5 protein-coding genes are annotated in these 25,830 nt (G+C 68.6%); all 5 read left to right on the top strand.

Features of this window, described 5'->3' with window-relative positions; translation table 11 throughout:
- Positions 1–6: 6 nt before the first annotated feature.
- The 5 genes from IM25_RS00535 (at position 7) to IM25_RS00515 (ending at position 25,775) form a co-directional block, all read left to right on the top strand.
- A complete protein-coding gene (locus IM25_RS00535; RefSeq protein ID WP_006553528.1) occupies positions 7–1,674 on the top strand; it encodes an AMP-binding protein in 1,668 nt (555 codons plus the stop codon).
- A 145-nt stretch (positions 1,675–1,819) separates the two neighbouring features.
- Positions 1,820–2,089, top strand: coding sequence for a GlsB/YeaQ/YmgE family stress response membrane protein (locus tag IM25_RS00530; protein ID WP_016932945.1), 270 nt, complete (start codon positions 1,820–1,822; stop codon positions 2,087–2,089).
- Positions 2,090–2,232: 143 nt separating this feature from the next.
- Positions 2,233–4,194 (top strand): acetoacetate--CoA ligase, encoded by a 1,962-nt coding sequence (locus tag IM25_RS00525; RefSeq protein ID WP_006553526.1) that lies wholly within the window; start codon positions 2,233–2,235, stop codon positions 4,192–4,194.
- A 65-nt stretch (positions 4,195–4,259) separates the two neighbouring features.
- The gene (locus tag IM25_RS00520) at positions 4,260–4,613 is read left to right on the top strand and encodes a hypothetical protein (RefSeq protein ID WP_006553525.1); all 354 of its coding nucleotides are present in this window, start codon (positions 4,260–4,262) and stop codon (positions 4,611–4,613) included.
- 282 nt (positions 4,614–4,895) lie between these two features.
- The gene (locus IM25_RS00515) at positions 4,896–25,775 is read left to right on the top strand and encodes a non-ribosomal peptide synthetase (RefSeq protein ID WP_065995640.1); all 20,880 of its coding nucleotides are present in this window, start codon (positions 4,896–4,898) and stop codon (positions 25,773–25,775) included.
- The last annotated feature ends 55 nt before the right edge of the window (positions 25,776–25,830 follow it).

The raw sequence follows: 25,830 nt of genomic DNA, 5'->3' as shown, positions 1-25,830 counted from the left end.
AATGCGATGTCCGGCCTCGACGTCGACCGTCTGCCCAGCTACACCCAGGGTGCCTGGGACGTCCCGCTGCTCGGCGACACCATCGGCGACAACCTCGACCGCACCGCCGCCCGCTTCGGCGACCGTGAGGCGCTCGTCGATTCTGCCGCCGGAAAGCGCTGGAGTTACACCGAATTCGTCGCGGACATCGACGTGCTCGCGCTCGGTATGCTGCGGGCGGGCATCACCAAGGGTGACCGCGTCGGAATCTGGGCACCCAACTGCTGGCAGTGGGTGCTCGTGCAGTACGCGACCGCGAAGATCGGGGCGATCCTCGTCAACATCAACCCCGCCTACCGCTCGCACGAGCTGCAATACGTCCTCGAGCAGGCCGGTGTGCGGATGCTGGTGTCCGCCCCGACGTTCAAGACCTCCGACTACGCGCAGATGATCGAGACCGTCCGGCCCAACTGCCCCGATCTCGAGGACGTCGTCCTGCTCGACTCGCCGCGGTGGGACGAACTCGTCGACTCCGGCCGCGCCGCGCTCACCGAGGACCGGGCACCGCTCGACGCGGCCCAGGCCTCGTTGTCGCCCGACGATCCGATCAACATCCAGTACACCTCGGGCACCACCGGTTTCCCCAAGGGCGCCACCCTCAGTCACCACAACGTGCTCAACAACGGTTTCTTCGTCGGCGAGCTGTGCCACTACACCGAACGCGACCGGGTCTGCATCCCCGTCCCGCTGTACCACTGCTTCGGGATGACGATGGGCAACCTCGCGTGCACGAGTCACGGCGCGACCATCGTGTTGCCGGCGCCGGGATTCGACCCCGCTGCGACGCTCGGTGCGGTCGCCGAGGAGAAGTGCACGTCGCTGTACGGCGTGCCGACGATGTTCATCGCCGAACTGGCCGACCCCGGATTCGACAACTACGACCTGTCGAGTCTGCGGACCGGAATCATGGCGGGATCACCGTGTCCGGTGGAGGTGATGAAGCAGGTGATCGACCGGATGGGCATGAGCGAGGTCTCCATCTGCTACGGCATGACCGAGACCTCCCCGGTCTCGACGCAGACCCGCAGCGACGACAGCATCGAGCGGCGCGTGAGCACCGTCGGTCGTGTCGGCCCGCATCTCGAGGTGAAGGTCGTCGACCCCGTCACCGGACTGACGGTGCCGCGCGGCGAACCCGGCGAACTATGCACCCGCGGTTACTCGGTGATGCTCGGCTACTGGGATCAGCCCGACAAGACCGCCGAGGCGATCGACGCGGCCCGCTGGATGCACACCGGCGACATCGGCGTCATGGACGAGGACGGGTACGTCTCGGTGACCGGCCGGATCAAGGACATGGTCATCCGGGGTGGGGAGAACATCTACCCCCGCGAGATCGAGGAATTCCTCTACACCCACCCGGACATCCTCGACGCCCAGGTCGTCGGCGTGCCCGACACGAAGTACGGCGAGGAACTCATGGCGTGGATCCGGATGCGCGAGGGCGCCGAACCGCTCGACGCCGATTCGCTCCGGACGTTCTGCACCGGCAAGCTCGCCCACTACAAGATCCCGCGCTATGTGCACGTGGTCGAGGAGTTCCCGATGACGGTGACCGGGAAGGTCCGCAAGGTGGAGATGCGCGAGCAGGCGATCGCCTTGCTCGAGGCGACACGAGCGGACGGGGGCCGGTGAGACCACGGCCCTGCCGGAGAAGGATGTTCACTCGACAGGCACGTCGAATCCGCCTCGTGTGAGGGGTTCATGATCGACACTGATGGGGTACATGGTCGTCGAGGTTGCGCCGCCCCGGGTGCGGCGCCGAACAGAGAGGCTCACCATGGGACAGATCATCGGCACGATCATCTTCGGCGCAGTCATCGGTATCCTCGCCAGGTTGGTGATCCCCGGTAAGCAGGCGATGGGGATGCTCATCACCATCGTCATCGGCATCATCGGTGCGCTGATCGGTTACTGGATCTGGGGTCTGATCTCGTCCGAGGGGAACGAGAACACCTCCGGCATCGATTGGATCCGCTGGATCATCTCCATCGCCGTCGCTGTGGTGCTCACCCTCATCTACACGTCTGCGACGCGCGAGCGGCGGTAGCCGAGAGTCCTCGCGCGAGACTCCGTTTCGGACGTCTCGGACGCCGTGCACGGGCAGTCCGTCCGTGCACGACGGTTCCCGGCCGGTCCGGGCGGGCCTTCGTCCGTGTTCAGGTACGGTCCCGGACCGGGAGGTGAACTGTGGTGGAACCGCAATGGACTCCGACGGACGTCGACATCGAGCAGGCGAACGTCACCGGATTCACCCGGTTCGTCGAGGAGAGACACGGACTCGACCTGCCCGGCTACCGGGCGTTGTGGCAGTGGTCCGTCGACGAGCCCGGCGCATTCTGGCAGGCAGTGTGGGACGCCTTCGACGTCGTCTCCCACACCGACCCCGGCCCGGCTCTGGCCGACGCCTCCATGCCCGGTGCCGTGTGGTTCCCGGGCGCGCGACTGAACTTCGCCGAGTACGTCTTCCGGGAGCGTCCCCCGGACGAGGCCGCCATCGTCCACCTCGACGAGGAGGGACGCCGGCGCGAGGTCTGCTGGTCCGAACTCGAACGCCGGACGGCCGCGCTCGCCGCGACGCTCCGCGCGCACGGGGTGGGGGAGGGTGATCGTGTCGTCGGCTACCTGCCCAACATCCCCGAAGCGATCGTCGCCCTGCTCGCCACGGCGAGCATCGGGGCCGTCTGGGCCGGATGTGGACAGGACTACGCCGCACCTGCGGCGATCGACCGTCTGGGCAGACTCGAACCACGAGCACTCGTCACGGCAACCGGATACCGCTACGCAGGACGGCGGCACGACCGCGTCGACGAGGTGGACGTACTCCGCGCCGCGATGCCTGGCCTCGCCCTGACGGTCGTCGTGTCGGAGGAGGAGACATCGTTCGACACGTCCGGGTTCGACATGTCCGGGCAGACCGGGACCGTTCTGGACTGGCGGGACGCTGTCTCCGGCGACGCCGCTCTCGAACCCCTACCCGTTCCCTTCGACCATCCGTTGTGGGTGGTCTTCTCCTCCGGCACCACCGGCCCACCGAAAGGCTTGGTGCACGGCCACGGTGGTGTGCTGCTCGAACACCTCAAGGCGTTGTCGCTGCACCTCGACCTCCGTCCCGGCGACCGCTTCCTCTGGTACACCAGCCCGAGCTGGATGATGTGGAACTTCCTGCTCTCGGGGCTGCTCGTGGGATGCACCGTCGTCACCTACGACGGCGCCCCGTCCCATCCCGAGGTCGATCGCCTGTGGCGGATCGCGGCCGAGGAGAACGTCACGGTGCTCGGGACGAGCCCCGGCTATGTGCTGGCCTGCATCAAGGCCGGTGTCGTCCCGCAGGACGACCACGATCTGTCGGCCCTCCGCGGCGTCGGGGTCACCGGGTCGACGCTGCCCGCCTCGTCGTCGGCGTGGCTGTCGGACAACGCCGGCGAGCACGTGCAGGTGATGTCGATCTCCGGCGGGACCGACGTCGTGACGGCCTTCGTCGGCGCCGTCCCCACGGTGCCCGTGTGGCCGGGGGAGATCTCGGTGCCCTGCCTCGGCGTGGCGGTCGACGCCTTCGACGAAGGGGGCCGGCCGGTGCGCGGAGAGGTCGGCGAACTCGTCGTGACCGTCCCCATGCCGTCCATGCCCGTGCGGTTCTGGAACGACCCGGACGGCAGTCGCTACCGCGATGCGTACTTCTCCGTCTATCCGGGTGTGTGGCGCCACGGCGACTGGATCACGATCACCGAGCGCGGAACCTTCGAGATGCACGGCAGGTCCGACTCCACCCTCAACCGCCACGGTGTGCGGATGGGCAGTGCCGATATCTACCAGGCCGTGGAGAACCTGCCCGAGGTCGTCGAGTCGCTCGTCCTCGGCATCGAACAACCCGACGGCACGTACCGCATGCCGCTGTTCGTCGTCCTCGCCGAGGGCGTCACGCTCACCGACGACCTGAAGGAACGGATCCGTGCGGCCGTGCGCGAGCACGCCTCGCCCCGGCACGTGCCCGACGAGATCGTCGCCGCGCCCGGGGTGCCGCACACCCGCACCGGTAAGAAGCTCGAGGTTCCCCTCAAACGGATCCTGCAGGGAGCCGATCCCGGCCGCGTCGTCGACCGCACCGCGATCGACGAACCCGACCTGCTCGACTGGTACCGCGACCAGGCGTGATCCGGGGCACACCATGAGCGTCACCTAACTGGACAGTCCCCGTCCCGAATGGTCGGATTGCGCCCATGGACATCGCCATCAAGATCTTCCTCATCCTGCACTTCATCGGCCTCGCGGGCATCATCGGTTCGTGGCTCGCGGTCATCAAGGAACCGCGCGTCGTCGCCGGCATGCTGCACGGCGCCATCCTGCAGGTCGTGACGGGTCTGGCCCTGGTCGGTCTGCGGGAGGCGCAGGACGTCGTCGAGGTGAACCACATGAAGATCGGCATCAAGCTGCTGGTCGCCCTCGCCGTGCTCGTCGTGGCGTTCATCGGCCTGAGGAAGGAGAAGCAGAATCCCGGCTCGACCGCGACGCTCGCCCACGTCGCCGGTGGTCTGGGCATTCTCAACGTGATCATCGCCGTGGCGTGGACGTGATCGTCCGCACTCGGGTGACAGCTGGTCGGCGCCGGGTGGGCACCCTGTAGATTGGGACCGATGCGTATGTCATGGGCTCCGGTGATGACCGGCGGGTAACCTGCTTCGGGCGCCTCGGCCGAAAGGCCGGGGATTCGTTGCTGCGTCCGGTCCTGCGGAGAGTCCTACCGCCCGGCCGCGCCGTAACGATTCCCACCTGGTCAGCAGATAAACCGAGAAGGTTGTGCGCTGCGCAAGCTGCCGCCGATGGGGGTTGCGCGACGGTGAGAGAGAGGTTGGGGATTGGACTCGCTGGGTAGCGGCGGATCGGAAGCGGCGAACGCGCAGGGCATCGTGCCGCCCGGGGCCTTTCCGCTCTCGCCGGCACAGCTGGGCATGTGGTTCGCTCAGCACGTCGATCCGACGGTGCCCGCCAACATCGCTCAGTACGTCGAACTCGAGGGCGACCTCGACCGCGACCTGCTGCGTGCCGCGAGTGTCCGCGCCGCCCACGAGATGGGATCGGGTTTCCTCCGGTTCATCGAGGTCGACGCCCAGCCCTACCAGCTCGTCGACCCCACTCTCGAAGAGTCCGTCGGGTACGAGGATCTTCGGGGCGAGCCCGATCCTCGCCAGGCCGCGCTCGATTGGATGCGCGACGACCGCAGCCGTCCCGTCGACGTCCTCCGCGACCGGCTGATCTCCGCGACGGTCCTGCGCATCGGTGACCGTCGTTACTTCTGGTACAACCGCGTCCACCATCTCGCGCTCGACGGTTTCGCCGCCGCGACCTTCATGACCCGCATCGCCGAGCTCTACACGGCGTCGGTCGACGGCGTCGAACCGTCCCCGAGCCTCGCGTCCGATCTGCGAAAGGTCCACGACGTCGAGATGGAGTACCGCGGATCGAAGCGGTTCGCCGACGACCGCGAGTACTGGGTGCAGCAGATCGAGGGCATCGAGGACCCCACGAGCCTCGCCGGCCGCACCGCGGCGCCCGCGCCGGTCAGCCGCATCGACAGCGCGGCGTTGTCGGATGAGACCGAACGTCGCGTCGAGCAGCTGTCAGAGCGGGAGAACACGAGTCTGGCGACCGCCGTCATCGCGGCGTTCGCGGCCTACGTCGCCCAGATGACCGGGCAGACCGACGTCGTCCTGAGCCTGCCCGTCGCGGCTCGCACGACCGCCCTGTTGCGCCGCTCCGGCAGCATGGTCTCGAACGTCGTCCCGCTCCGGCTGAGCGTGACCGACGAGACCACTGTGCACGACCTGATCGCGGCGTCCGGTGCTGCCGTCTCGGGCGCGCTGCGTCACCAGCGCTACCGGCACGAGGACATCGTCCGCGACCGCGCCGCGACCTCGGCGGGGGGAGCGCAGTCCACCTTCTTCGGACCGTGGGTCAACATCATGCTGTTCGACAACGAGGTCCGACTCGGCGACATGGTGGGACGGATCAACATCCTGTCCACCGGTCTGATCGAGGATCTCGGCGTCAACGTCTACACCAGCGGCGACAACACCCACATCGACTTCGAGTCGAACCCGAATCTCTACGGACCCGACCGGGCCGCCTCCGACCACGCGCGGTTCGTCGAGTTCTTCGACCGCTTCGTCGGTTCGGCCTCCGACCGGCCCGTCTGGGACATCCCGCTCGCCGGCGGCACCGAACTCGACCGGGTCGTCCGCGACTGGAACCGCACCGACCATCCCGTGCAGCGCCGCGACCTGCTCGCGGAGTTCCACGACCGGGTCGCGACCTCTCCCGAGGCGACCGCGCTGGTCTTCGAAGGCGAATCGCTGACCTACGCCGAATTCGCCGCGCGGGTGAACAGCCTTGCCCGGGCACTGGTCGATCTCGGTGTCGGCCCCGAGTCCCTCGTCGGACTGGCCATCCGACGCTCGCTCGAGCTCGTCGTCGGCATGTACGCGATCGTCGAGGCGGGTGGTGCCTGGGTGCCGATCGACCCCGACCACCCCGCCGATCGCACCGCCTACATCCTCGAGACCGCCCACCCCGCGGCGGTGCTCACCACGGCACGCGACGACGTGACGCTGCCCGAGGGCATCCCCACGATAGACGTCGACACCTTCGACCACGCGCGGTTCGGCACGACACCGCTCACCGACGCCGAACGACGCGGACCGATCCTGCCGGACACGACCGCCTACGTCATCTTCACCTCCGGTTCGACGGGCCGGCCGAAGGGCGTGGCCGTGAGCCACGTGGCGATCGACAACCAGATCCAGTGGATGAACGACCAGTACGGTCTGACCTCCACCGACGTGTACCTGCAGAAGACCGCGACGACCTTCGATGTGTCGCTGTGGGGCTTCTTCATGCCCCTGCGCGTCGGCGCGACCCTCGTGATCGCGACGCCCGACGGGCACCGCGACCCGGTCTACGTCGCGAACAAGATCGCCGAGCACGGCATCACGATCACCGACTTCGTGCCGTCGATGCTCACCGTCTTCGTCGCGAATGCGCCTGCCGGGACGTGTGATTCGCTGCGGCACGTCTTCGTCATCGGTGAGGCCCTGCCGTCCGAGACCGCCGCGGACTTCGCGCGCATGTGCCCGGCCGGGCTCCACAACCTGTACGGACCCACCGAAGCCGCGGTCTCCATCACCTACCACCGGGCCGCTCCCGGCGACGTGCACAGCGTCCCGATCGGCGTCCCGCAGTGGAACAGCCGCGCATACGTCCTCGACCGGCGGCTGCGGCCGGTGCCGGTGGGCCGACCCGGCGAGCTCTACCTCGCCGGCGTCCAGCTCGCGCGCGGATATCTCGACCGTCCCGACCTGACCTCCGACCGTTTCCTCGCCGACCCCTTCGGGGCGCCCGGCGAGCGGATGTACCGCACCGGCGACCTGGTGCGGTGGGAGACCGCCGCCGACGGCACGGGTCTGCTCGAATACATCGGCCGCACCGACTTCCAGGTCAAGTTCCGCGGCCAGCGCATCGAACTCGGCGAGATCGAAGCGGTGCTCCTCGCGCACTCCGCCGTCTCGCAGGCCGTCGTGCTCGTGGTGGAGACCCCCACCGGGGACCAGCTCGTGGGGTACGTCGTCGCGGCTCCCGGCCGCACCATCGACCCTTCCGATCTCGCCGATCATGCCGGCCGGTCGCTGCCGTCGTACATGGTTCCGGCGTCGCTCATGGTGCTCGACGCGCTGCCGCTCAACACGAGCGGCAAGCTCGACCGGAAGGCGCTGCCGGAGCCGGTCTTCAGCAGCACCCGCGTCTTCCGTGAGCCGCGCACCCCCGCCGAGCGTGCCGTCGCCGAAGCGTTCGGCGAGGTCCTCGGTGTCGAACGTGTCGGTCTCGACGACGACTTCTTCGAACTCGGCGGCAACTCCCTCGTCGCCACCCAGGTGGTCTCCCGCATCGGAGCCGCGCTCGACACCCAGGTGCCCGTGCGTGTGCTGTTCGAGGCGTCCACGGTCGTGGGTCTCGCGACCCGGCTCGCCAAGCAGATCGGTACCGGCGCGCGGTCCCCGCTCGTCGCCCGACCGCGACCCGACGTGCTGCCGTTGTCGACTGCGCAGCAACGGATCTGGTTCCTCAACCGCTTCGACGTCAGCACCGCCGCCTACAACCTTCCGTTCACGGTGCGGCTCACCGGCGCCGTCGATCCCGCAGCGGTGTCCGACGCCTTCGCCGACGTGGTGGCGCGGCACGAGAGCCTGCGGACCGTCTACCCCGAGGTGGACGGCGAGCCGCAGCAGACGATCCTTCCGGTCGAGCAGGTCGTCGTCCCGCTCGAGCCGATCGACGTCGACGAGCAGGACCTGCACGCGGCCGTCGTCGACCTCGCGAGCCGCGGTTTCGACGTCGTCCGCGACGTCCCCTTCCGGGTCGCGCTGTACCGGCTCGCCCCCGACGACTACGTCCTGGCCATGGTGCTGCACCACATCGCCGCCGACGGCTCCTCGTTCGGCCCCTTCGCCCGCGACGTGGTCACGGCCTACAGCGCCCGCGCCGAGGGGAACAAGCCGAGCTGGACGCCGCTTCCCGTCCAGTACGCCGACTACGCCGTTTGGCAGCGAGAGGCCCTCGGCGACGAGGCCGACCCGAATTCCGTTGCGGCGCAGCAGCTCGACTACTGGGTGAACGAGCTCGACGGTCTGCCCGACCAGCTCGACCTGCCCACCGACCGGACCCGGCCCGCCGTCTCCTCCTACAACGGCGACAAGCACCGCTTCGCGATCGACGCCGAGACCCACCGCGGTCTCGTCGACCTCGCCCGCAGGCAGCACGCGTCGCTGTTCATGATCGTCCACGCTGCCTACGCGGCGCTGCTGTCCCGCCTCAGCGGTTCCGACGACATCGCCATCGGTACCGCCGTGGCAGGTCGTGGGGAGAAGGATCTCGACGACCTGATCGGCATGTTCGTCAACACCCTCGTCCTGCGCACCAGGGTCGATCCCGGCGTTTCGTTCGAGGACTACCTCGCCGGCGTCCGGGAGACCGACCTGACGGCGTTCTCGAACGCAGACGTCCCCTTCGAGCGTCTCGTCGAGGTGCTCACCCCGCCGCGCTCGACCGCGCGGCACCCGCTGTTCCAGGCCGCGCTGTCCCTCGAACCGGGCACCGCGCGCGACGTCTCGTTCGCGGGAGTCCACGCCGTCGGCGCCGAACTGGACGTGCCGATCTCGAAGTTCGACATCCAGCTGTGGGTGACCGAGAAGACCGGTGACGACGGCGAACCCGCCGGCCTCGACGCCCTGTTCGAGTACGCCACCGACCTGTTCGACGCCGCGACGGTCGCCGTCTTCGCCGAACGCTTCGCGCGGATTCTCGCCGGGATCGTCGCCGATGCGTCGACCTGCGTGGGCGACCTGGCGATCCTCTCGCCCGGGGAGGCCGAACGCCTGCTCACGGCGACGGGGCCCGAGCCTGCCGAGGCCCGCACCCTGGTGGAACTGCTGACCACCGGCGCCGTCGACCATCCCGACCGCGTCGCCCTCCGCGACCGCGACACCGTCCTGACCTACCGCGAACTCGACACGTGGTCGAACCGCATCGCCCGGCGGCTCGTCGAGCGCGGTGCCCGGCCCGACGGCATCGTCGCGCTGGCCTTCCCACGGTCGTGGGAGATGGTGCTCGCCGTGTGGTCGGTCGCCAAGACCGGCGCCGCCTACACGCCCGTCGACCCGGAGTACCCGGCCGAACGCGTCACCCACATGCTCGACGACTCGTCGGCCGTCTTCGGTCTGACGACGGGGGAGTACGCCACCGGTCTGTCCTCGGCCACCGAGTGGATCCGACTCGACGACCCCGAGTTCGTCGACGCGTGCGCGTCCTACCCGGACGGCCCGCTCACCGACGCCGACCGCGCTGCGCCGCTGCGCCTCGACCACACCGCTTACGTCATCTACACCTCCGGTTCGACGGGCAAGCCCAAGGGCGTCGCCGTCACCCACCGCGGCCTCGCCGGTCTCGTCCGCGAGACCGTCGAACTGTACGGCGTGACAGAGGAATCGAAGCTCCTGCACATCTGCTCGCCGAGCTTCGACCCGACGGTCCTCGACTGGACGCTGGCCGGGTCCACCGGCGCCGAACTCGTCGTGACACCGCCGTCCGTCTACGGCGGCGCCGAACTGCGCGCGCTCATCGAACGCACCGGCGTCACCCACACCGTCATCACCCCGGCGGTGCTCGGTTCCGTCGACCCGAGCGGACTCGACGCCCTGCGCGTCGTGAACGTCGGTGGCGACGTGTCCACGGCCGACCTCGTCTCCCGCTGGGCGCCCGGCCGCAACTTCTACAACGCCTACGGGCCGACCGAGACCACGATCGTCTCGACGCGCGCTCTGCTCGAACCGTCCGGGCCGATCACCATCGGACGGCCCGTGGCGGGCGTGCACGCCCTGGTCCTCGACAGCCGGCTCCGCCCGGTCCCCGCCGGTGTCGCGGGTGAGCTCTATCTCGCGGGCGACGTGCTCGCCCGCGGTTACCATCGGCGTCCGGCGCTCACCGCCGACCGGTTCGTGGCGAACCCGTTCGGCGCGAACGGAACCCGGATGTACCGCACCGGCGACATCGTGCGCTGGGACGAGCAGGGCCGCATCGAGTTCGCCGGACGCGCCGACTTCCAGGTCAAGGTCCGCGGCTACCGCATCGAACTCGGGGAGATCGACGCCGCGCTGCTGACCCACCCCTCGGTCGCCTTCGCGACCACCGTCGGACACGAGATGCCGTCGGGCCAGACCGCGCTCGTCGCGTACGTGCACGGGGACGAGCAGATCGATCCTGCCGAACTCGCCGATCACGTCGGCCGCTCGCTGCCGTCGTACATGGTGCCGTCGCAGATCGTCGTGCTCGACGAGGTGCCGCTCAACCCGGTCGGCAAACTCGACCGCCGTGCCCTGCCCGAGCCCGATCTCGGCATCAGCTACCGCGAGTTCCGTGCCCCGACCACTCCCATCGAGGAGACGGTCGCGAACGTCTTCGCCGAGGTACTCGGCGTCCAGGGCGTGGGTCTCGACGACGACTTCTTCGAGCTCGGCGGCAACTCGCTGCTCGCCACGCAGGTCGTCTCCCGGCTCGGTGTCGCCCTCGACGCGCAGGTGCCGGTGCGGGCGTTGTTCGAATCCAGTTCGGTGGCGGCCCTGGCGGTGCGCGTCGAGCAGGAGGCAGGTCGCGGAGCGCGTATCGCTCTGACGAAGATGCCGCGGCCCGAACGTGTTCCGCTGTCGCTCGCGCAGCAGCGCATGTGGTTCCTCAACCGCTTCGATCCGCGGTCGTCCACCTACAACCTCCCGATGGCGCTGCGCCTGACCGGCGAACTGGACGTCGCCGCACTGCAGGTGTCGATCATGGACGTCATCGATCGGCACGAGTCGTTGCGCACCGTCTTCCCCGACTCGCCGAACGGACCGCACCAGGTCGTCCGTGCCGCGGCGGAGGTCGTGCCGGATCTGACCCCGACCCGGATCACCCCCGACGAGCTGCCGGCCTCCGTGCGCCGCCTGGTCTTCACCGGACTGGACGTGACGTCGGACGTGCCGATCCGCGCCGAACTGTTCGAACTCGGCGACCAGGACCACGTGCTCGCGCTCGTCGTGCACCACATCTCGGCCGACGGCTGGTCCACCGGCCCGATGGCGCGCGACATCATGGTCGCCTACACTGCCCGCACCGAATGGGAGGAGCCCTCGTGGGCACCCCTGCCGGTGCAGTACGCCGACTACACGCTGTGGCAGCGGCAGGTACTCGGATCCGAGGACGATCCGCAGTCGCTGATCTCCCGGCAGCTCGACTACTGGCGTCGCACCCTCGCCGGTGCGCCCGACCAGCTCGATCTGCCCGCCGACCGTCCGCGGCCGGCCGTGCAGTCGTACTCCGGTGCGACCGTGGACTTCCCGATCGATCCGGAACTGCACCGCGAGCTCGTGGCGCTGGCACGTACCCGCAACGCATCGCTGTTCATGGTGGTGCACGCGGCCCTGAGCGTGCTGCTCGCGCGGATGTCCGGTCAGGACGACATCGCGATCGGCACCCCGGTCGCGGGTCGCGGCGAGCAGGCGCTCGACGACCTGATCGGCATGTTCGTCAACACCCTCGTGCTGCGCACGGATGTCGATTCGGGCAGGCCGTTCACCGCGCATCTCGCACGGGCACGCGATGCGGCGCTCGGCGCCTTCGGCCACGCCGACGTGCCGTTCGAGCGGCTCGTCGAGGTGCTCAACCCGACCCGCTCCACCGCCCGGCACCCGCTGTTCCAGGTGATGCTCTCGTTCGAGAACCTGCGCGCCGCGCACGTCGAACTGCGTGGCCTGACCCTCGACGTGCTCGACATCGACACGGCGGTCGCCAGGTTCGACCTGCAGCTCACCCTCACCGAGGACTTCGCGGAGGACGGCACGCCGAACGGTCTCGGAGCGGCGTTCACCTATGCGACCGACCTGTTCGATCACGCGACGGTGCGCGGATTCGCCGATCGCTTCGTCCGCATCCTCGAGGCCGTGGTGCGCGAACCCGAGGTCGTCGTCGGCGACATCGACCTGCTCGACGCCGACGAGCGACTCGCGGTCCTCGAATCGTGGAACGACACCGCGCACGAGCTGGAACCGGCCACTCTCGTCGACCTGTTCGACGCCCGGGTGGCGACGGATCCCGACGCCGCGGCCGTGGCCTTCGAGGGCGAGCAGCTGACCTACGCGGACTTCGACGCGCGAGTGAACCGCCTTGCCCGCCATCTGATCTCGCAGGGTGTCGGACCGGAGTCGACCGTCGGACTCGCGGTGCGGCGATCCCTCGACCTCCTCGTCGGCATGTACGCGATCGTCAAGGCCGGCGGCGCCTCCCTGCCGCTCGACCCCGATCAGCCCGCCGACCGCAACGCGTACATCCTCGACACGGCGGCGCCGGTCGCGGTGCTGACCACCACCCGCGACGCCTTCGGGTCGACCGCGGCCGCGCACACGATCGAGATCGACACGCTCGATGTGTCCGACCTGCCGTCCGGCCCGATCACCGATGCCGATCGCATCGCCACGCTCACGCCGGCGAACACCGCCTACGTCATCTTCACGTCCGGTTCGACGGGACGGCCCAAGGGTGTCGCGGTGCCGCACGGCGCAATCGTCAACCGCCTGCTGTGGATGCAGGACGAGTACGGCCTCGGTCGCGACGACGTGGTCCTGCAGAAGACGCCGTTCACCTTCGACGTGTCGGTGTGGGAGTTCTTCTGGCCCCTGCAGATCGGTGCGCGACTCGAGATCGCACTTCCCGACGGTCATCGGGACCCGGCCTATCTCGCCCGGGTCATGGCCGACCGCGGCGTCACGGTCGCGCACTTCGTGCCGTCCATGCTCGCGGTCTTCGTCGCCGAGAACGCCGCGGCCTCGGCCTCATCGTTGCGGATGGTCTTCGCCTCGGGCGAGGCACTGCCTGCCTCGGTCGCTGCACGCCTGCGGTCGATCCTGCCGGGCGCTCGCCTGCACAATCTGTACGGCCCCACCGAGGCGGCCGTCGACGTGACCTACCACGAGGTCACCGCGGCCGACGCGGTGTCGGTGCCGATCGGCGTCCCGGTCTGGAACACCGGCGTCCACGTCCTCGACGGCCGACTGCATCCGGTGCCGGTCGGTGTCGCGGGTGAGCTCTACCTGTCGGGCGTCCAGCTGGCGCGCGGTTACGTGGCGCGGCCGGACCTGACGGCGGAACGCTTCGTCGCCTCGCCGTACGGGGCGGGGGAGAGGCTCTACCGCACGGGCGATCTCGTGCGGTGGGTCGCCCGGGAGACCTCCGACGCACGCACGGCGCGTGCCGAACTCGAATACATCGGCCGCACCGACTTCCAGGTCAAGCTGCGCGGTCTGCGCATCGAACTCGGCGAGATCGAGACGGCCCTGCTCGCGCTCGACGACGTCGACCAGGCCGTCGTGCTCGTGCGCTCGGACGCCCACTCCGGTGAGCACCTCGTCGCCTATCTCGTCGCCGCCGACGGCCGGTCGCTCGACACCACCTCCGTCTCGCGTCGTCTCGCCGGCTCGCTGCCGGCCTACATGGTGCCGTCGGTCTACGTCGTGCTCGACGAGTTCCCGCTCGGATCGTCGGGCAAGCTCGACCGCAAGGCCCTGCCGGCCCCGGTCTTCGAGGTCAAGGAGTTCCGCGCCCCGACGACCCCGGTCGAACAGATCGTCGCGTCGGTCTTCGCCGACGTCCTCGGACTCGACCGCGTCGGTCTCGACGACGACTTCTTCGCGCTCGGCGGCAACTCGCTGATCGCAACACAGGCCGTCTCCCGCATCGGCGAATCCCTCGGTGGCCGAGTGGCATTGCGCGTGATCTTCGAGGCATCCACCGTCGAGGCCCTCGCCGCCGCCGTCGAGGCCGACTCGTCGGGTGCGGCCCGCACACCGCTCGTCGCCGGGCGCCGCCCCGAACGGGTTCCGCTGTCGCTCGCGCAGCAACGCATGTGGTTCCTCAACCGCTTCGACCCGGAGTCCGCGGTCAACAACATCCCGGTGGCCGTGCACCTGTCCGGTGCGCTCGACGTCGCCGCGCTCGGGACCGCGCTGCGCGACGTCGTCGCACGGCACGAATCGCTCCGCACCGTCTACCCCGACGTCGACGGCTACGGCTACCAGAAGGTGCTCCCGGTCTCGGAGGTGCCGGTCGAGCTGACCGTCACCCGTATCGACGCCGACCGTCTGCCCGCCGAACTGCGTGCACTCGCGGCGACGTCCTTCGACGTCGCTGTCGACGTACCGATGGTGGTGCGGCTATTCGAAACCGGCCCTGATTCGCACGTGCTCGTCGCGATCCTGCACCACATCGCCGCCGACGGATTCTCGATGGTGCCGTTGACCCGCGACATCATGATCGCGTACGCGGCTCGGTCGCAGGGCGGGGATCCGGCCTGGGCTCCGCTCGAAGTCCAGTATGCCGACTTTACTCTCTGGCAACACGAGGTGCTCGGTGCGGAGAACGACCCGGAATCGCTGTTATCAAAGCAAATTCGTTACTGGACGAAGGTGCTTGCTGGTCTACCTGACAGTCTCGACCTGCCGGCGGATCGGCCTCGCCCGGCGGTGGCGTCCTACGCGGGTGCCGTCACCCGATTGCGGATCGACGCTGAGCTCCGTATCGCTATCGAACGCGTCGCCCAGCAACACCGCTCCACCGAGTTCATGGTGGTGCACGCGGTGTTGGCCTTACTGCTTGCGCGGCTGAGCGGCTCCGGTGACATCACTATCGGTACTCCGGTCGCGGGCCGCGGTGAACGTTCCCTCGACGACCTCATCGGTATGTTTGTCAATACGCTCGTTCTGCGGACCCGAGTGGATCCCTCAGCGGGATTCGAAGATCTGCTTGCCCATGTCCGCGAAGTGGACCTCGGGGCCTTCGGGCACGCAGAGCTTCCGTTCGAACGTCTCGTCGACGTACTTGCTCCCGTTCGCACTCAGGCTCACAATCCGTTGTTCCAGGTGATGCTCGCATTCCAGAACCTTGGGCAGGTCGCTCTTGAGTTGTCGAACCTATCGGTCTCGAACCTGCCGTTCGACCACGGCATGTCGAAGTTCGACCTCGCATTTACCGTTCTCGACGTTGGCGAAGAAGAGGTCGATCGCGGTTATGAACTTGAAATTCAATATGCGACTGATTTGTTCGACGCCTCCACAATCGACGAATTGAGTAAGCGATTTGTCCGTCTCCTCCATGTCGTCACCGCAGACTGGTCCGTGACGGTGGGAGATATCGATCTACTGGATGCCGACGAGCGGTCGCGTCTGCTCCAGCATTGGAATGACACTCATCATGAGGTGGATGAGTCGTCTACCCTCGTGAATCTGTTCTTCGAACAGGTCGAGCGCACGCCGGATGCGATCGCGGTGGAATTCGAGGGTGAGGCACTGACCTACTCCGAATTCTCCTCCCGTGTCAATCGTCTTGCACGGCATCTGGTCTCGGTGGGAGTGGGGCCGGACTCGACGGTCGCGTTGGCTATGCGTCGGTCGACAAGCTTGTTGGTGGGTATGTACGCCGTTGTGGTGGCGGGAGGCGCCTACGTCCCGGTGGATCCGGATCAACCGGACGAGCGCAACGCATATATCCTCGACACGGCGGCTCCCGTGGTGGTGTTGACGACTGAAAGCGACAAGTTTGCGGTCTCCGGAGCAAAAGTGGTGCCGAACCTGACTATCGACACCTTGGATCTGTGCGATGTTTCGGATGCGCCTGTGTCGGATGTAGATCGGGTATCGCCGTTGCGGCGGACGAACACCGCCTACGTCATCTTCACGTCGGGATCGACGGGACGACCGAAGGGTGTTGCGGTACCGCACCGCGCGATAGTCAATCGTCTGCGCTGGATGCAGCACGAATACCCGCTTGACGCCACCGATGTAGTACTGCAAAAGACTCCGTTCACCTTCGACGTCTCGGTCTGGGAGTTCTTCTGGCCATTGCAGGTCGGCGCTCGCCTCGTGGTGGCGCGGCCCGACGGTCACCGCGATCCGCGCTACCTGGTCTCCGTGATAGCGCGCAGTTCCGTCTCGGTCGTTCACTTTGTCCCGTCGATGCTCGCGGTCTTCGTTGCAGAGTCTTCCGTCGCCAATTGCTCGTCGCTGCGTTACTTATTCGCGTCGGGTGAGGCGCTCCCGCCAGCGTTGGCGGCCCGCACCATTGCCGTCTTGCCCCGTGTCGGGCTGCACAATCTGTACGGACCGACGGAGGCTGCGGTGGACGTGACGTACCACGAGGTCGTCGATTCTGACGTGCTGTCGGTGCCGATCGGCGCGCCTGTGTGGAACACGAAGGTCTACGTCCTCGATCACCGCCTGGCTCCGGTCCCTGTTGGTGTCCCGGGGGAACTTTATCTCGCGGGCGTTCAGCTTGCCCGAGGTTACGTAAATCGGCCGGATCTGACGGCCGACCGCTTCGTTGCCTCTCCATTCGGTGATGGTGAGCGTCTGTACCGCACCGGCGATCTCGTCCGATGGATTGGTGATGGTGAGCGGGGTGAACTCGACTACATTGGGCGAACAGATTTCCAGGTCAAGCTCCGTGGTCTGCGGATCGAATTAGGGGAAATCGAAGCCGCACTTCTCGAATGTGACGACGTCGACCAAGCCGCAGTCCTCGTGCGACAGGACCAACTGGTCGCATATATCGTGCCGCAGAGCGGCGCGACCCTCGACCGCGAGGTGGTCGATACGTATCTGTCGACGCGTCTGCCGTCCTACATGGTGCCCGCGACCTATCTCGTGCTCGATGCCATGCCATTGGGTGCGTCCGGCAAACTCGACCGCAAGGCGTTGCCAGATCCTGTTATCGAGTTACAGGAGTTCATGCCGCCGCGCACGCCGGTCGAGGAGATCGTCGCGGGTGTCTACGCGCAGGTGCTCGGTGTCCCGCGCGTCGGCCGCACCGACGACTTCTTCGCGCTCGGTGGGAACTCGCTCGTGGCGACGCAGGTGGTCGCCCGTCTCGGCGACGCCCTCGACACGACCGTCCCCGTCCGTGCCCTGTTCGACGCCCCCACCGTCGAGGCTCTCGCGGTCCGCGTCGAACAGTTCGGGGGAGCCGGGTCGCGGCCCGCCCTCGAACGGCGCGAGCGTCCGGAGCGGATCCCGCTGTCGCCCGCGCAGCAGCGCATGTGGTTCCTCAACCGCTTCGATCCGGCCTCCGCGGCGAACAACATCCCCGTCGGTGTCCGCCTCACCGGGAACCTCGACGTCGACGCGCTGCGCACCGCGCTCGGCGACGTCATCGAGCGGCACGAGTCCCTGCGGACGGTCTACCCGGACATCGACGGCGTCGGCCACCAGTCGGTGCAGCCGCCCTACGAGGTGGAACTGCCCGTCGAGCGGGTCGCCGAGAGCAGCCTGCTCGAGCGGGCGGAGCAGCTCACCTCGGCCGGCTTCGACGTCACGAGCGAAGTGCCGCTGCGGGTCGTGCTGTTCTCGCTCGGCGCGCGTGAGCACGTGCTGTTCCTCGTGGTCCACCACATCGCGTCCGACGGCTTCTCGCTGCGGCCGCTCGCGCGCGACATCATGGTCGCCTACGCGAGCCGTTCGCGCGGTGAGACCCCGAACTGGGCGCCGCTCGAGGTGCAGTACGCCGACTACGCGTTGTGGCAGCGCGACGTGCTCGGCTCCGAGGACGATCCGCGTTCGGTGCTCTCCCGCCAGGTGGAGTACTGGACCGCGCAGCTGGCGGACCTTCCCGACCAGCTCGACCTGCCGTCGGATCGTGCTCGCCCCGAGGTCGCGTCGAACACCGGACGCACCAGCCGGTTCCGTATCGAACCCGAGCTGCACTCGGCGCTGGAAAGCCTTGCCCGGGAGCGGAACACGTCCCTGTTCATGGTCGTGCACGCGGCCCTGACGGTGCTGCTGGCGCGACTGTCCGACAGCGAGGACATCGCGATCGGCACCCCGATCGCGGGTCGCGGCGCGGCCGCCCTCGACGACCTCGTCGGCATGTTCGTCAACACGCTCGTGCTGCGTGTCGGTGTGCGCAACGACATCCGGTTCCAGGATCTCCTCGCCGAGGTGCGCGACACCGACCTCGACGCCTTCGCGAACGCCGACGTCCCCTTCGAGCGGCTCCTGGAGATCCTCGACCCGCAGCGTTCGCAGGCGCGTCACCCGCTGTTCCAGGTGGCTCTGACCTTCCAGAACACCGGCCGGGTCGAGTTCGACCTCGACAGCGTCACCGCCGCGGCGGTCGACTACGAGGCGCCCACCGCCAAGTTCGACCTGCAGTTCACCTTCGCCGAGAGCGTCGGCGAGGACGGTTCGGCGGCCGGTATGGACTTCGCCGTCACCTACGCGACCGATCTGTTCGACGACCTGCGGGTCGCGGCGTTCGCGGAGCAGCTGCTGCGCATCCTGCGCGGGGTGGCCGAGGATCCGGCGGCGGTGGTCGGCGACATCGAGATCGTCGACGACTTCGAACGCGAACTGGTCGTCTCGCGCTGGAATTCGCTGGGCGACGACGTCGCACCGGCCGGAACGACACTCGTCGACATGTTCGAGGCGCGCGTCGCCGAACGCGGCGACGCGGTCGCGGTGCGGTTCGGCGACGAGCAGTTGTCCTACCGCGAACTCGGTGCGCGGGTGCACCGCCTGGCACGTCATCTCATCGATGTCGGTGCGGGTCCGGAGGATCTGGTCGCGGTCGCGATGCCGCGCTCGCTCGATCTGATCGTGGCGCTGCTCGCGGTGCTCGAGGCCGGTGCCGGTTACCTGCCGATCGACCCGAACTCGCCGACCGACCGGATCGAGTTCCTGGTTTCGGACGCGACGCCGGTGGCGGTGGTGACCACTTCGGACGTCGAGGTCGCGTTCCCGGCCTCGGTGCCGGTCGTCGAGATCGACCGTCTCGATCTGTCGGAGGTCGACGACGCACCGATCCTCGACGCGGAGCGTCGTGCCCCGCTGACGTCGACGAATCTGGCGTACGTGATCTACACGTCGGGCTCGACGGGACGCCCGAAGGGTGTGCTGATCCCGCACCGCAATGTGGTGCGGCTGATGGTCAACACCGAATCGGTGTACGGCTTCGACTCGTCGGACGTGTGGACGATGTTCCACAGCTACGCCTTCGACTTCTCGGTGTGGGAGCTGTGGGGACCGCTGCTCTACGGCGGAACCCTCGTGGTCGTCGACTACTTCACGTCGCGTTCACCGGAAGCCTTCCGCGAGTTGCTGATCCGCGAGCGGGTCACCGTGCTCAACCAGACCCCGTCGGCGTTCTACCAGCTTGTCGAGGCCGACCGGGTGGCGGCCGACGAGGCACAGCTGTCGCTGCGGTACGTGATCTTCGGTGGTGAGGCACTCGAGCCACGGCGTCTGGCCGGGTGGTTCGAGCGTCACGGCGACACCTCACCGCGGTTGGTGAACATGTACGGCATCACCGAGACGACCGTGCACGTGTCGTACCGGGAGATCGGTGCCGACCTGGCGCAGGGCGCGTCCGCGAGCGTGGTCGGTGTGCCGATCGCGGGTCTGCGGGTGTACGTGCTCGACCGGCGGCTCAAGCCGGTGCCGGTGGGTGTGGCCGGCGAGATGTACGTCGGCGGCGGCCAATTGGCGCGTGGATACCTGCGCCGTCCGGAGCTGTCGGCGGCACGTTTCGTCGCCGATCCGTTCTCGTCCGACGGTGCGCTGCTGTACCGGACGGGCGACGTCGCACGCTGGGTCGTCTCGGGCGATCTCGAATATCTCGGACGCGCCGACGACCAGGTGAAGATCCGCGGTTTCCGCATCGAACTCGGTGAGGTCGAGGCTGCGGTGCTCGCGCAGGACGAGGTCGCCCACGCGGCGGTCATCGTGCGCGAGGACACCCCGGGAGCGGCCCGGATCGTCGCCTATGTGGTTCCGCACGAGGGCATGTCGATCGACACCGAAGCGCTGCGCAGCAGTGTCGCCGTGATTCTTCCGGAGTACATGGTGCCCTCGGCGTTCGTGGTGATCGACGCGATCCCGCTGACGGTCAACGGCAAGCTCGACCGGCGGGCGTTGCCCGAGCCGGTGTTCGAGACGCGTGGTTTCCGCGCGCCGAGCACCCCGATCGAGGAGATCGTGGCGGGGGTGTTCGCCGATGTGCTCGGTGTCGACCGCATCGGTGCTGACGACGATTTCTTCGCGCTCGGTGGCAACTCGTTGATCGCGACGCAGGTGGTTTCCCGGCTCGGTGCCGCGCTCGATGCGCAGGTGCCGGTGCGGGCGTTGTTCGAGGCGTCCACCGTCGCGGAACTCGCGACGCGGGTCGAGCAGGAGTCCGGTCGCGGTGCGCGGGTGCCGCTCACGGCCCGGACCCGGCCGGAGTCGATCCCGCTGTCGCTGGCGCAGCAGCGGATGTGGTTCCTCAACCGCTTCGATCCCGACTCGACGGCCTACAACATCCCGTTCGCGTTGCGGATGACGGGCGCACTGGACGTCGACGCCTTGCGTGCCGCGGTCGCCGACCTCGTCGCACGGCACGAGTCCCTGCGGACCGTCTACCCCGAGACCGAATCCGGTCCGGTGCAGCGCATCCTGCCCGCCTCGCAGGTCCGGCCCGAGCTCGAACCGGTGGACGTCACCGCCGCCGATCTCGAACCGCGGATGCGGGAGATCGCCGCGGCCGGCTTCGACGTCACGGTCGACGTGCCGGTGCGGATGCATCTGCTCCGCGTCGCCGACGACGATCACGTCCTCGTCACCGTGGTCCACCACATCAGCGCCGACGGCTCGTCGATGGTGCCGCTGGTCCGCGACGTCATGACGGCCTACGCCGCCCGGTCCGCGGACAGCGATCCGGCGTGGGCGCCGCTCGAGGTGCAGTACGCCGACTTCGCGTTGTGGCAGCGGGAGGTCCTCGGCTCCGAGGACGATCCGGAGTCCACCGCCGCCGAGCAGCTCGGCTACTGGCGCATCGCGCTCGCCGACCTGCCCGACCAGCTCGACCTGCCGCTCGACCGTCCGCGGCCTGCGCAGCAGAGCTTCCGCGGCGACCGCGTGGAGTTCACCATCGGTGCCGATCTGCACCGCGAGCTGCGCGACCTGGCACGCAACCGGAACGCGACCGTGTTCATGGCCGTGCACGCGGCCTTCGCGGCGCTGCTCGCGCGCCTGTCCGGCTCGACGGACATCGCGGTGGGCACCCCCATCGCGGGTCGCACCGAGCAGGCCACCGAGGACATCATCGGCATGTTCGTCAACACGCTGGTGCTCCGGCTGGAGGTGGACGGTGGTGCGTCCTTCGACGAACTGCTCTCCGCGGCACGGGAAACCGATCTGCAGGCGTTCGCCCACGCGGACGTGCCGTTCGAGCGCCTCGTCGAGGTCCTGAACCCGGCCCGCTCGACCGCCCGGCACCCGCTGTTCCAGGTCGGCTTCTCGTTCCAGAACCAGAGCCGCTCCGAACTCGCCCTGCCCGGCCTCGACATCGAACCGGTCGATCTCGAAGGCGGCACCGCCCAGTTCGACATGCACCTGATCGTCGCCGACAGCTACGGCGACGATGGCGCGCCGCAGGGCATCGACGCAATCCTCACCTACGCGACGGATCTGTTCGACCGCGAGACCGCGGAAGCCGTCGCGGCCCGTTTCGAGCAGCTGCTCGAAGCGCTCGTCGAGTCGCCGGCACTGCCCGTCGGCGATCACGCGTTGCTCCTGCCGCAGGAGCGCGACGCGGTGCTCGGCGCGTGGAACGACACCGCCCACGGAACCGACACCGGAGCGACCCTCGTCGGTCTGTTCGACGAGCAGGTCGCCGCACACCGCGACGACGTCGCGCTCGTGTACGAGGGCCGGCAGTGGACCTACGGCGAGTTCGACTCGTCGGTCAACCGTCTCGCCCGGCACCTGCTGGGTCTCGGTGTGGGACCGGAGCACCGGGTCGCGCTGGCGATCCGTCGTTCGCCCGAGTTGCTCGTGGGCATGTACGCGATCGCGAAGACCGGCGCGGCCTACGTGCCGGTCGACCCGGAGCAACCCGCCGAGCGCAACACCTACATCCTCGACACGGCCGCTCCCGTCGCGATCGTCACGACGAGCGGCGACCGGGTCGAGCACGGCACCGCGCCGGTCGTCGAACTCGACCGTCTCGACCTCACCGGGCTCCCGGACGGCCCGATCACCGACGACGACCGGTCGGCTCCACTGCGGCCGGGCAACACGGCGTATGTGATCTTCACGTCGGGTTCGACCGGACGCCCCAAGGGCGTCGCGGTCTCCCACGCCGCGGTCGTCAACCAGTTGCTGTGGAAGCGTGAGCATTTCGGCATCGGGTCCGACGACGCGGTGCTGCTCAAGACCGTCGCGACGTTCGACCTGTCGGTGTGGGAGTTCTGGTCGGCGCTCACCTCCGGTGCCCGCCTGGTGATCGCCACCGCCGACGGACACCGCGATCCCGACTACCTGCTCGCGCTGCTGCGCGACGAGCAGGTGACCACGCTGCACACCGTTCCGTCCATGCTGTCGATGCTGATGACGGTCGCGGCCGGTCCGGTGGCGCCGTCGCTGCGGCGGATCCTCGCGATCGGTGAGGCACTGCCCGCGGCGGTGGCCCAGCAGTTCCGCGCGGACAACACTGCGACGCTGTACAACCTCTACGGGCCGACCGAGGCTGCGGTCTCGGTGACCGTCCACGAGGTCGACGACGCCGACCGCACCGTCGTCCCGATCGGTGTGCCCGAGTGGAACACGGCCGTCTACGTCCTCGACGACCGGTTGCGACCGGTGGCGCCGGGCGTCGCCGGCGAGCTGTACCTCGCGGGTGCCCAGCTCGCGCGGGGCTACCACGACCGTCCCGACCTCACCGCGGACCGGTTCGTCGCCGACCCGTACGGGCGCGGACGCATGTACCGCACGGGGGACATCGTCCGGTGGAACCGTGCCGGTCGCCTCGAATACCTCGACCGGGCCGACTTCCAGGTCAAGGTACGCGGTTACCGCATCGAACTCGGCGAGGTCGAGACCGTCCTGCGGGAGCTGCCGGACGTGAAGGACGTCGCCGTCCTGGTGCGCAATACCGCCCACCTCGGCGACCGTCTCGTCGCGTACGTCGTTCCGGCCACCGACGCGTTCGACTCCGGTGCGACACGGGCGTTCGACGCCGGTGCGACACGGGCGTTCGACGCCGGTGCGACACGGGCGGCGCTCGCGGAGCGACTGCCGTCGTACATGGTGCCGTCGGCCTTCGTCGAACTCGACGCGCTGCCGCTGAACACCAACGGCAAGCTCGACCGGCGGGCCCTGCCCGACCCCGAACTCGACGCGGGGCAGTTCCGCGCCCCGACCGATCCCGTCGAGGAGATCGTGGCCGCGACCGTCGCCGAACTGCTCGGTGTCGAGCGGGCCGGTCTCGACGACGACTTCTTCGAACTCGGTGGCAACTCGCTGCTCGCGACGCAGCTCGCCGCCCGGCTCGGTGCCGCACTCGACACCCGCGTGCCCGTCCGGACCGTCTTCGAGTCGTCCACGGTAGTCGCGCTCGCCGCCCGCATCCGGCCGTCGGTGGGCGAGGGCGCCCGCCCGGCACTCACGACCGTCCCGCGCCCCGAACAGGTGCCGCTGTCGCTCGCCCAGCAGCGCATGTGGACCCTGAACCGGGTCGATCCCGAATCGGGTGTCTACAACATCCCCGTCGCCGTGCGCCTGACCGGTGCGCTCGACGTGGACGCCCTGCGCGCAGCGATCGCCGACCTGTTCGCCCGGCACGAGGTGCTGCGCACCGTCTACCCGGACAGCGGTGACGGTCCGGTGCAGGTCGTGCTGCCGGTCGCACAGGCCGTGCCCGAGCTCACCCCGGTGAGCGTGACCACCGACGAGCTCGTCGACCGCCTCACCGAGATCCTCGGCAGCGGATTCGACGTGACGGCATCGGTCCCGCCGGTGCGGGTCGCGCTGCTGCGTCTCGCGGCGGACGAACATGTCCTCGCGGTCGTGGCGCACCACATCAGCGCCGACGGGTACTCGATGCGTCCGCTCGTGCGCGACGTGATGACCGCCTATCTCGCGCACGCCGCGGGGGAGACCCCGGGATGGGAACCGCTCGAGGTCCAGTACGCCGACTACACGCTGTGGCAGCAGAGAGTTCTCGGCTCCGAAGACGATCCCGAGAGCGAGCTGTCGCGTCAGCTCGACTACTGGGCCGACGAACTCTCCGGTGTCCCGGAGGTTCTCGCCCTGCCCACGGATCGTCCGCGCCCCGCCCGCCAGTCGACCGTCGGTGAGTCGTTCACCTTCACGATCGGTGAGGAACTCGCGCAGCGCATCGAGAAGACCGCCCGCGAGCACAACGCGACGGTCTTCATGACGATGCACGCCGCCTTCGCGGTGCTGCTCGCCCGCCTGTCGGGCAGCGAGGACATCGCGGTGGGGACCCCGACCGCCGGTCGTGGTGAGGAAGCGCTCGACGACCTCGTCGGCATGTTCGTCAACACCCTCGTGCTCCGCACCCGGGTGGCCGGTTCGGCGACCTTTGCGGAGCTGCTCGCACAGGCCAAGGAGAAGGACCTCGCGGCGTTCGGCAACGCCGACGTGCCGTTCGAGCGGGTCGTCGAACGTCTCGGTGTGCGACGCAACAGCGCGTACACCCCGCTGTTCCAGGCGATGCTCACCTTCCAGAACATCGACACGGGCACCTTCGCCCTGCCGGGGCTCGAGGTGGCCGCGCTCGAGACGGGCGCCGACCAGGCGAAGTTCGACCTGCAGTGCACGGTGGTCGAACGGTTCTCCGAGTCGGGAGCGCTGACCGCGCTCGATGTGACCTTCACCTACGCCACGGCACTGTTCGACGCCGCGACGGTCGAGGCCTTCGGCGATCGCTTCGTCCGGATCCTCGAGGCCGTCAGCGCCGACCCGCAGGTCGTCCTCCGTTCGATCGACATCCGCACGGATGCCGAGCGGGCGCGGGCGGCCCGGCCGAAGAAGGCACGCACCGTCGCCGATCTTCCGGCACTCGTGGCGGCAGCGGCCGCGGTGGCCCCGGACACCGTCGCCTTCCGGCACGGTGAGCGCGAGGTCACACTCGGCGAGTTCGCCCAGCGTCTGGACACCATGGCCACCACGACCGGCGGTGCGCTCACCGCGGAAGCGCTCGTCTCGGTGGTTTTGAACGGCCTCGTACCGGGGATGCTGCCCCAACTCGGCGCCGACGGTCTCGCACAGTTGGTGCGCGATGTGATCGCCGTCGCGGAAGGCGTCGATGCCGATGCGGTGGGAGACGCGGATTAGTCCTGTGTCGGTCACTTCGGGATAATGGAAGATCGGCTGTCGTTCGACTGCCCGG

This window comes from Rhodococcus sp. p52, assembly GCF_000763325.2.
GTDB classification, from domain to species: Bacteria; Actinomycetota; Actinomycetes; order Mycobacteriales; family Mycobacteriaceae; genus Rhodococcus; species Rhodococcus pyridinivorans.
This window is presented reverse-complemented; position numbering and strand designations above follow the sequence as displayed.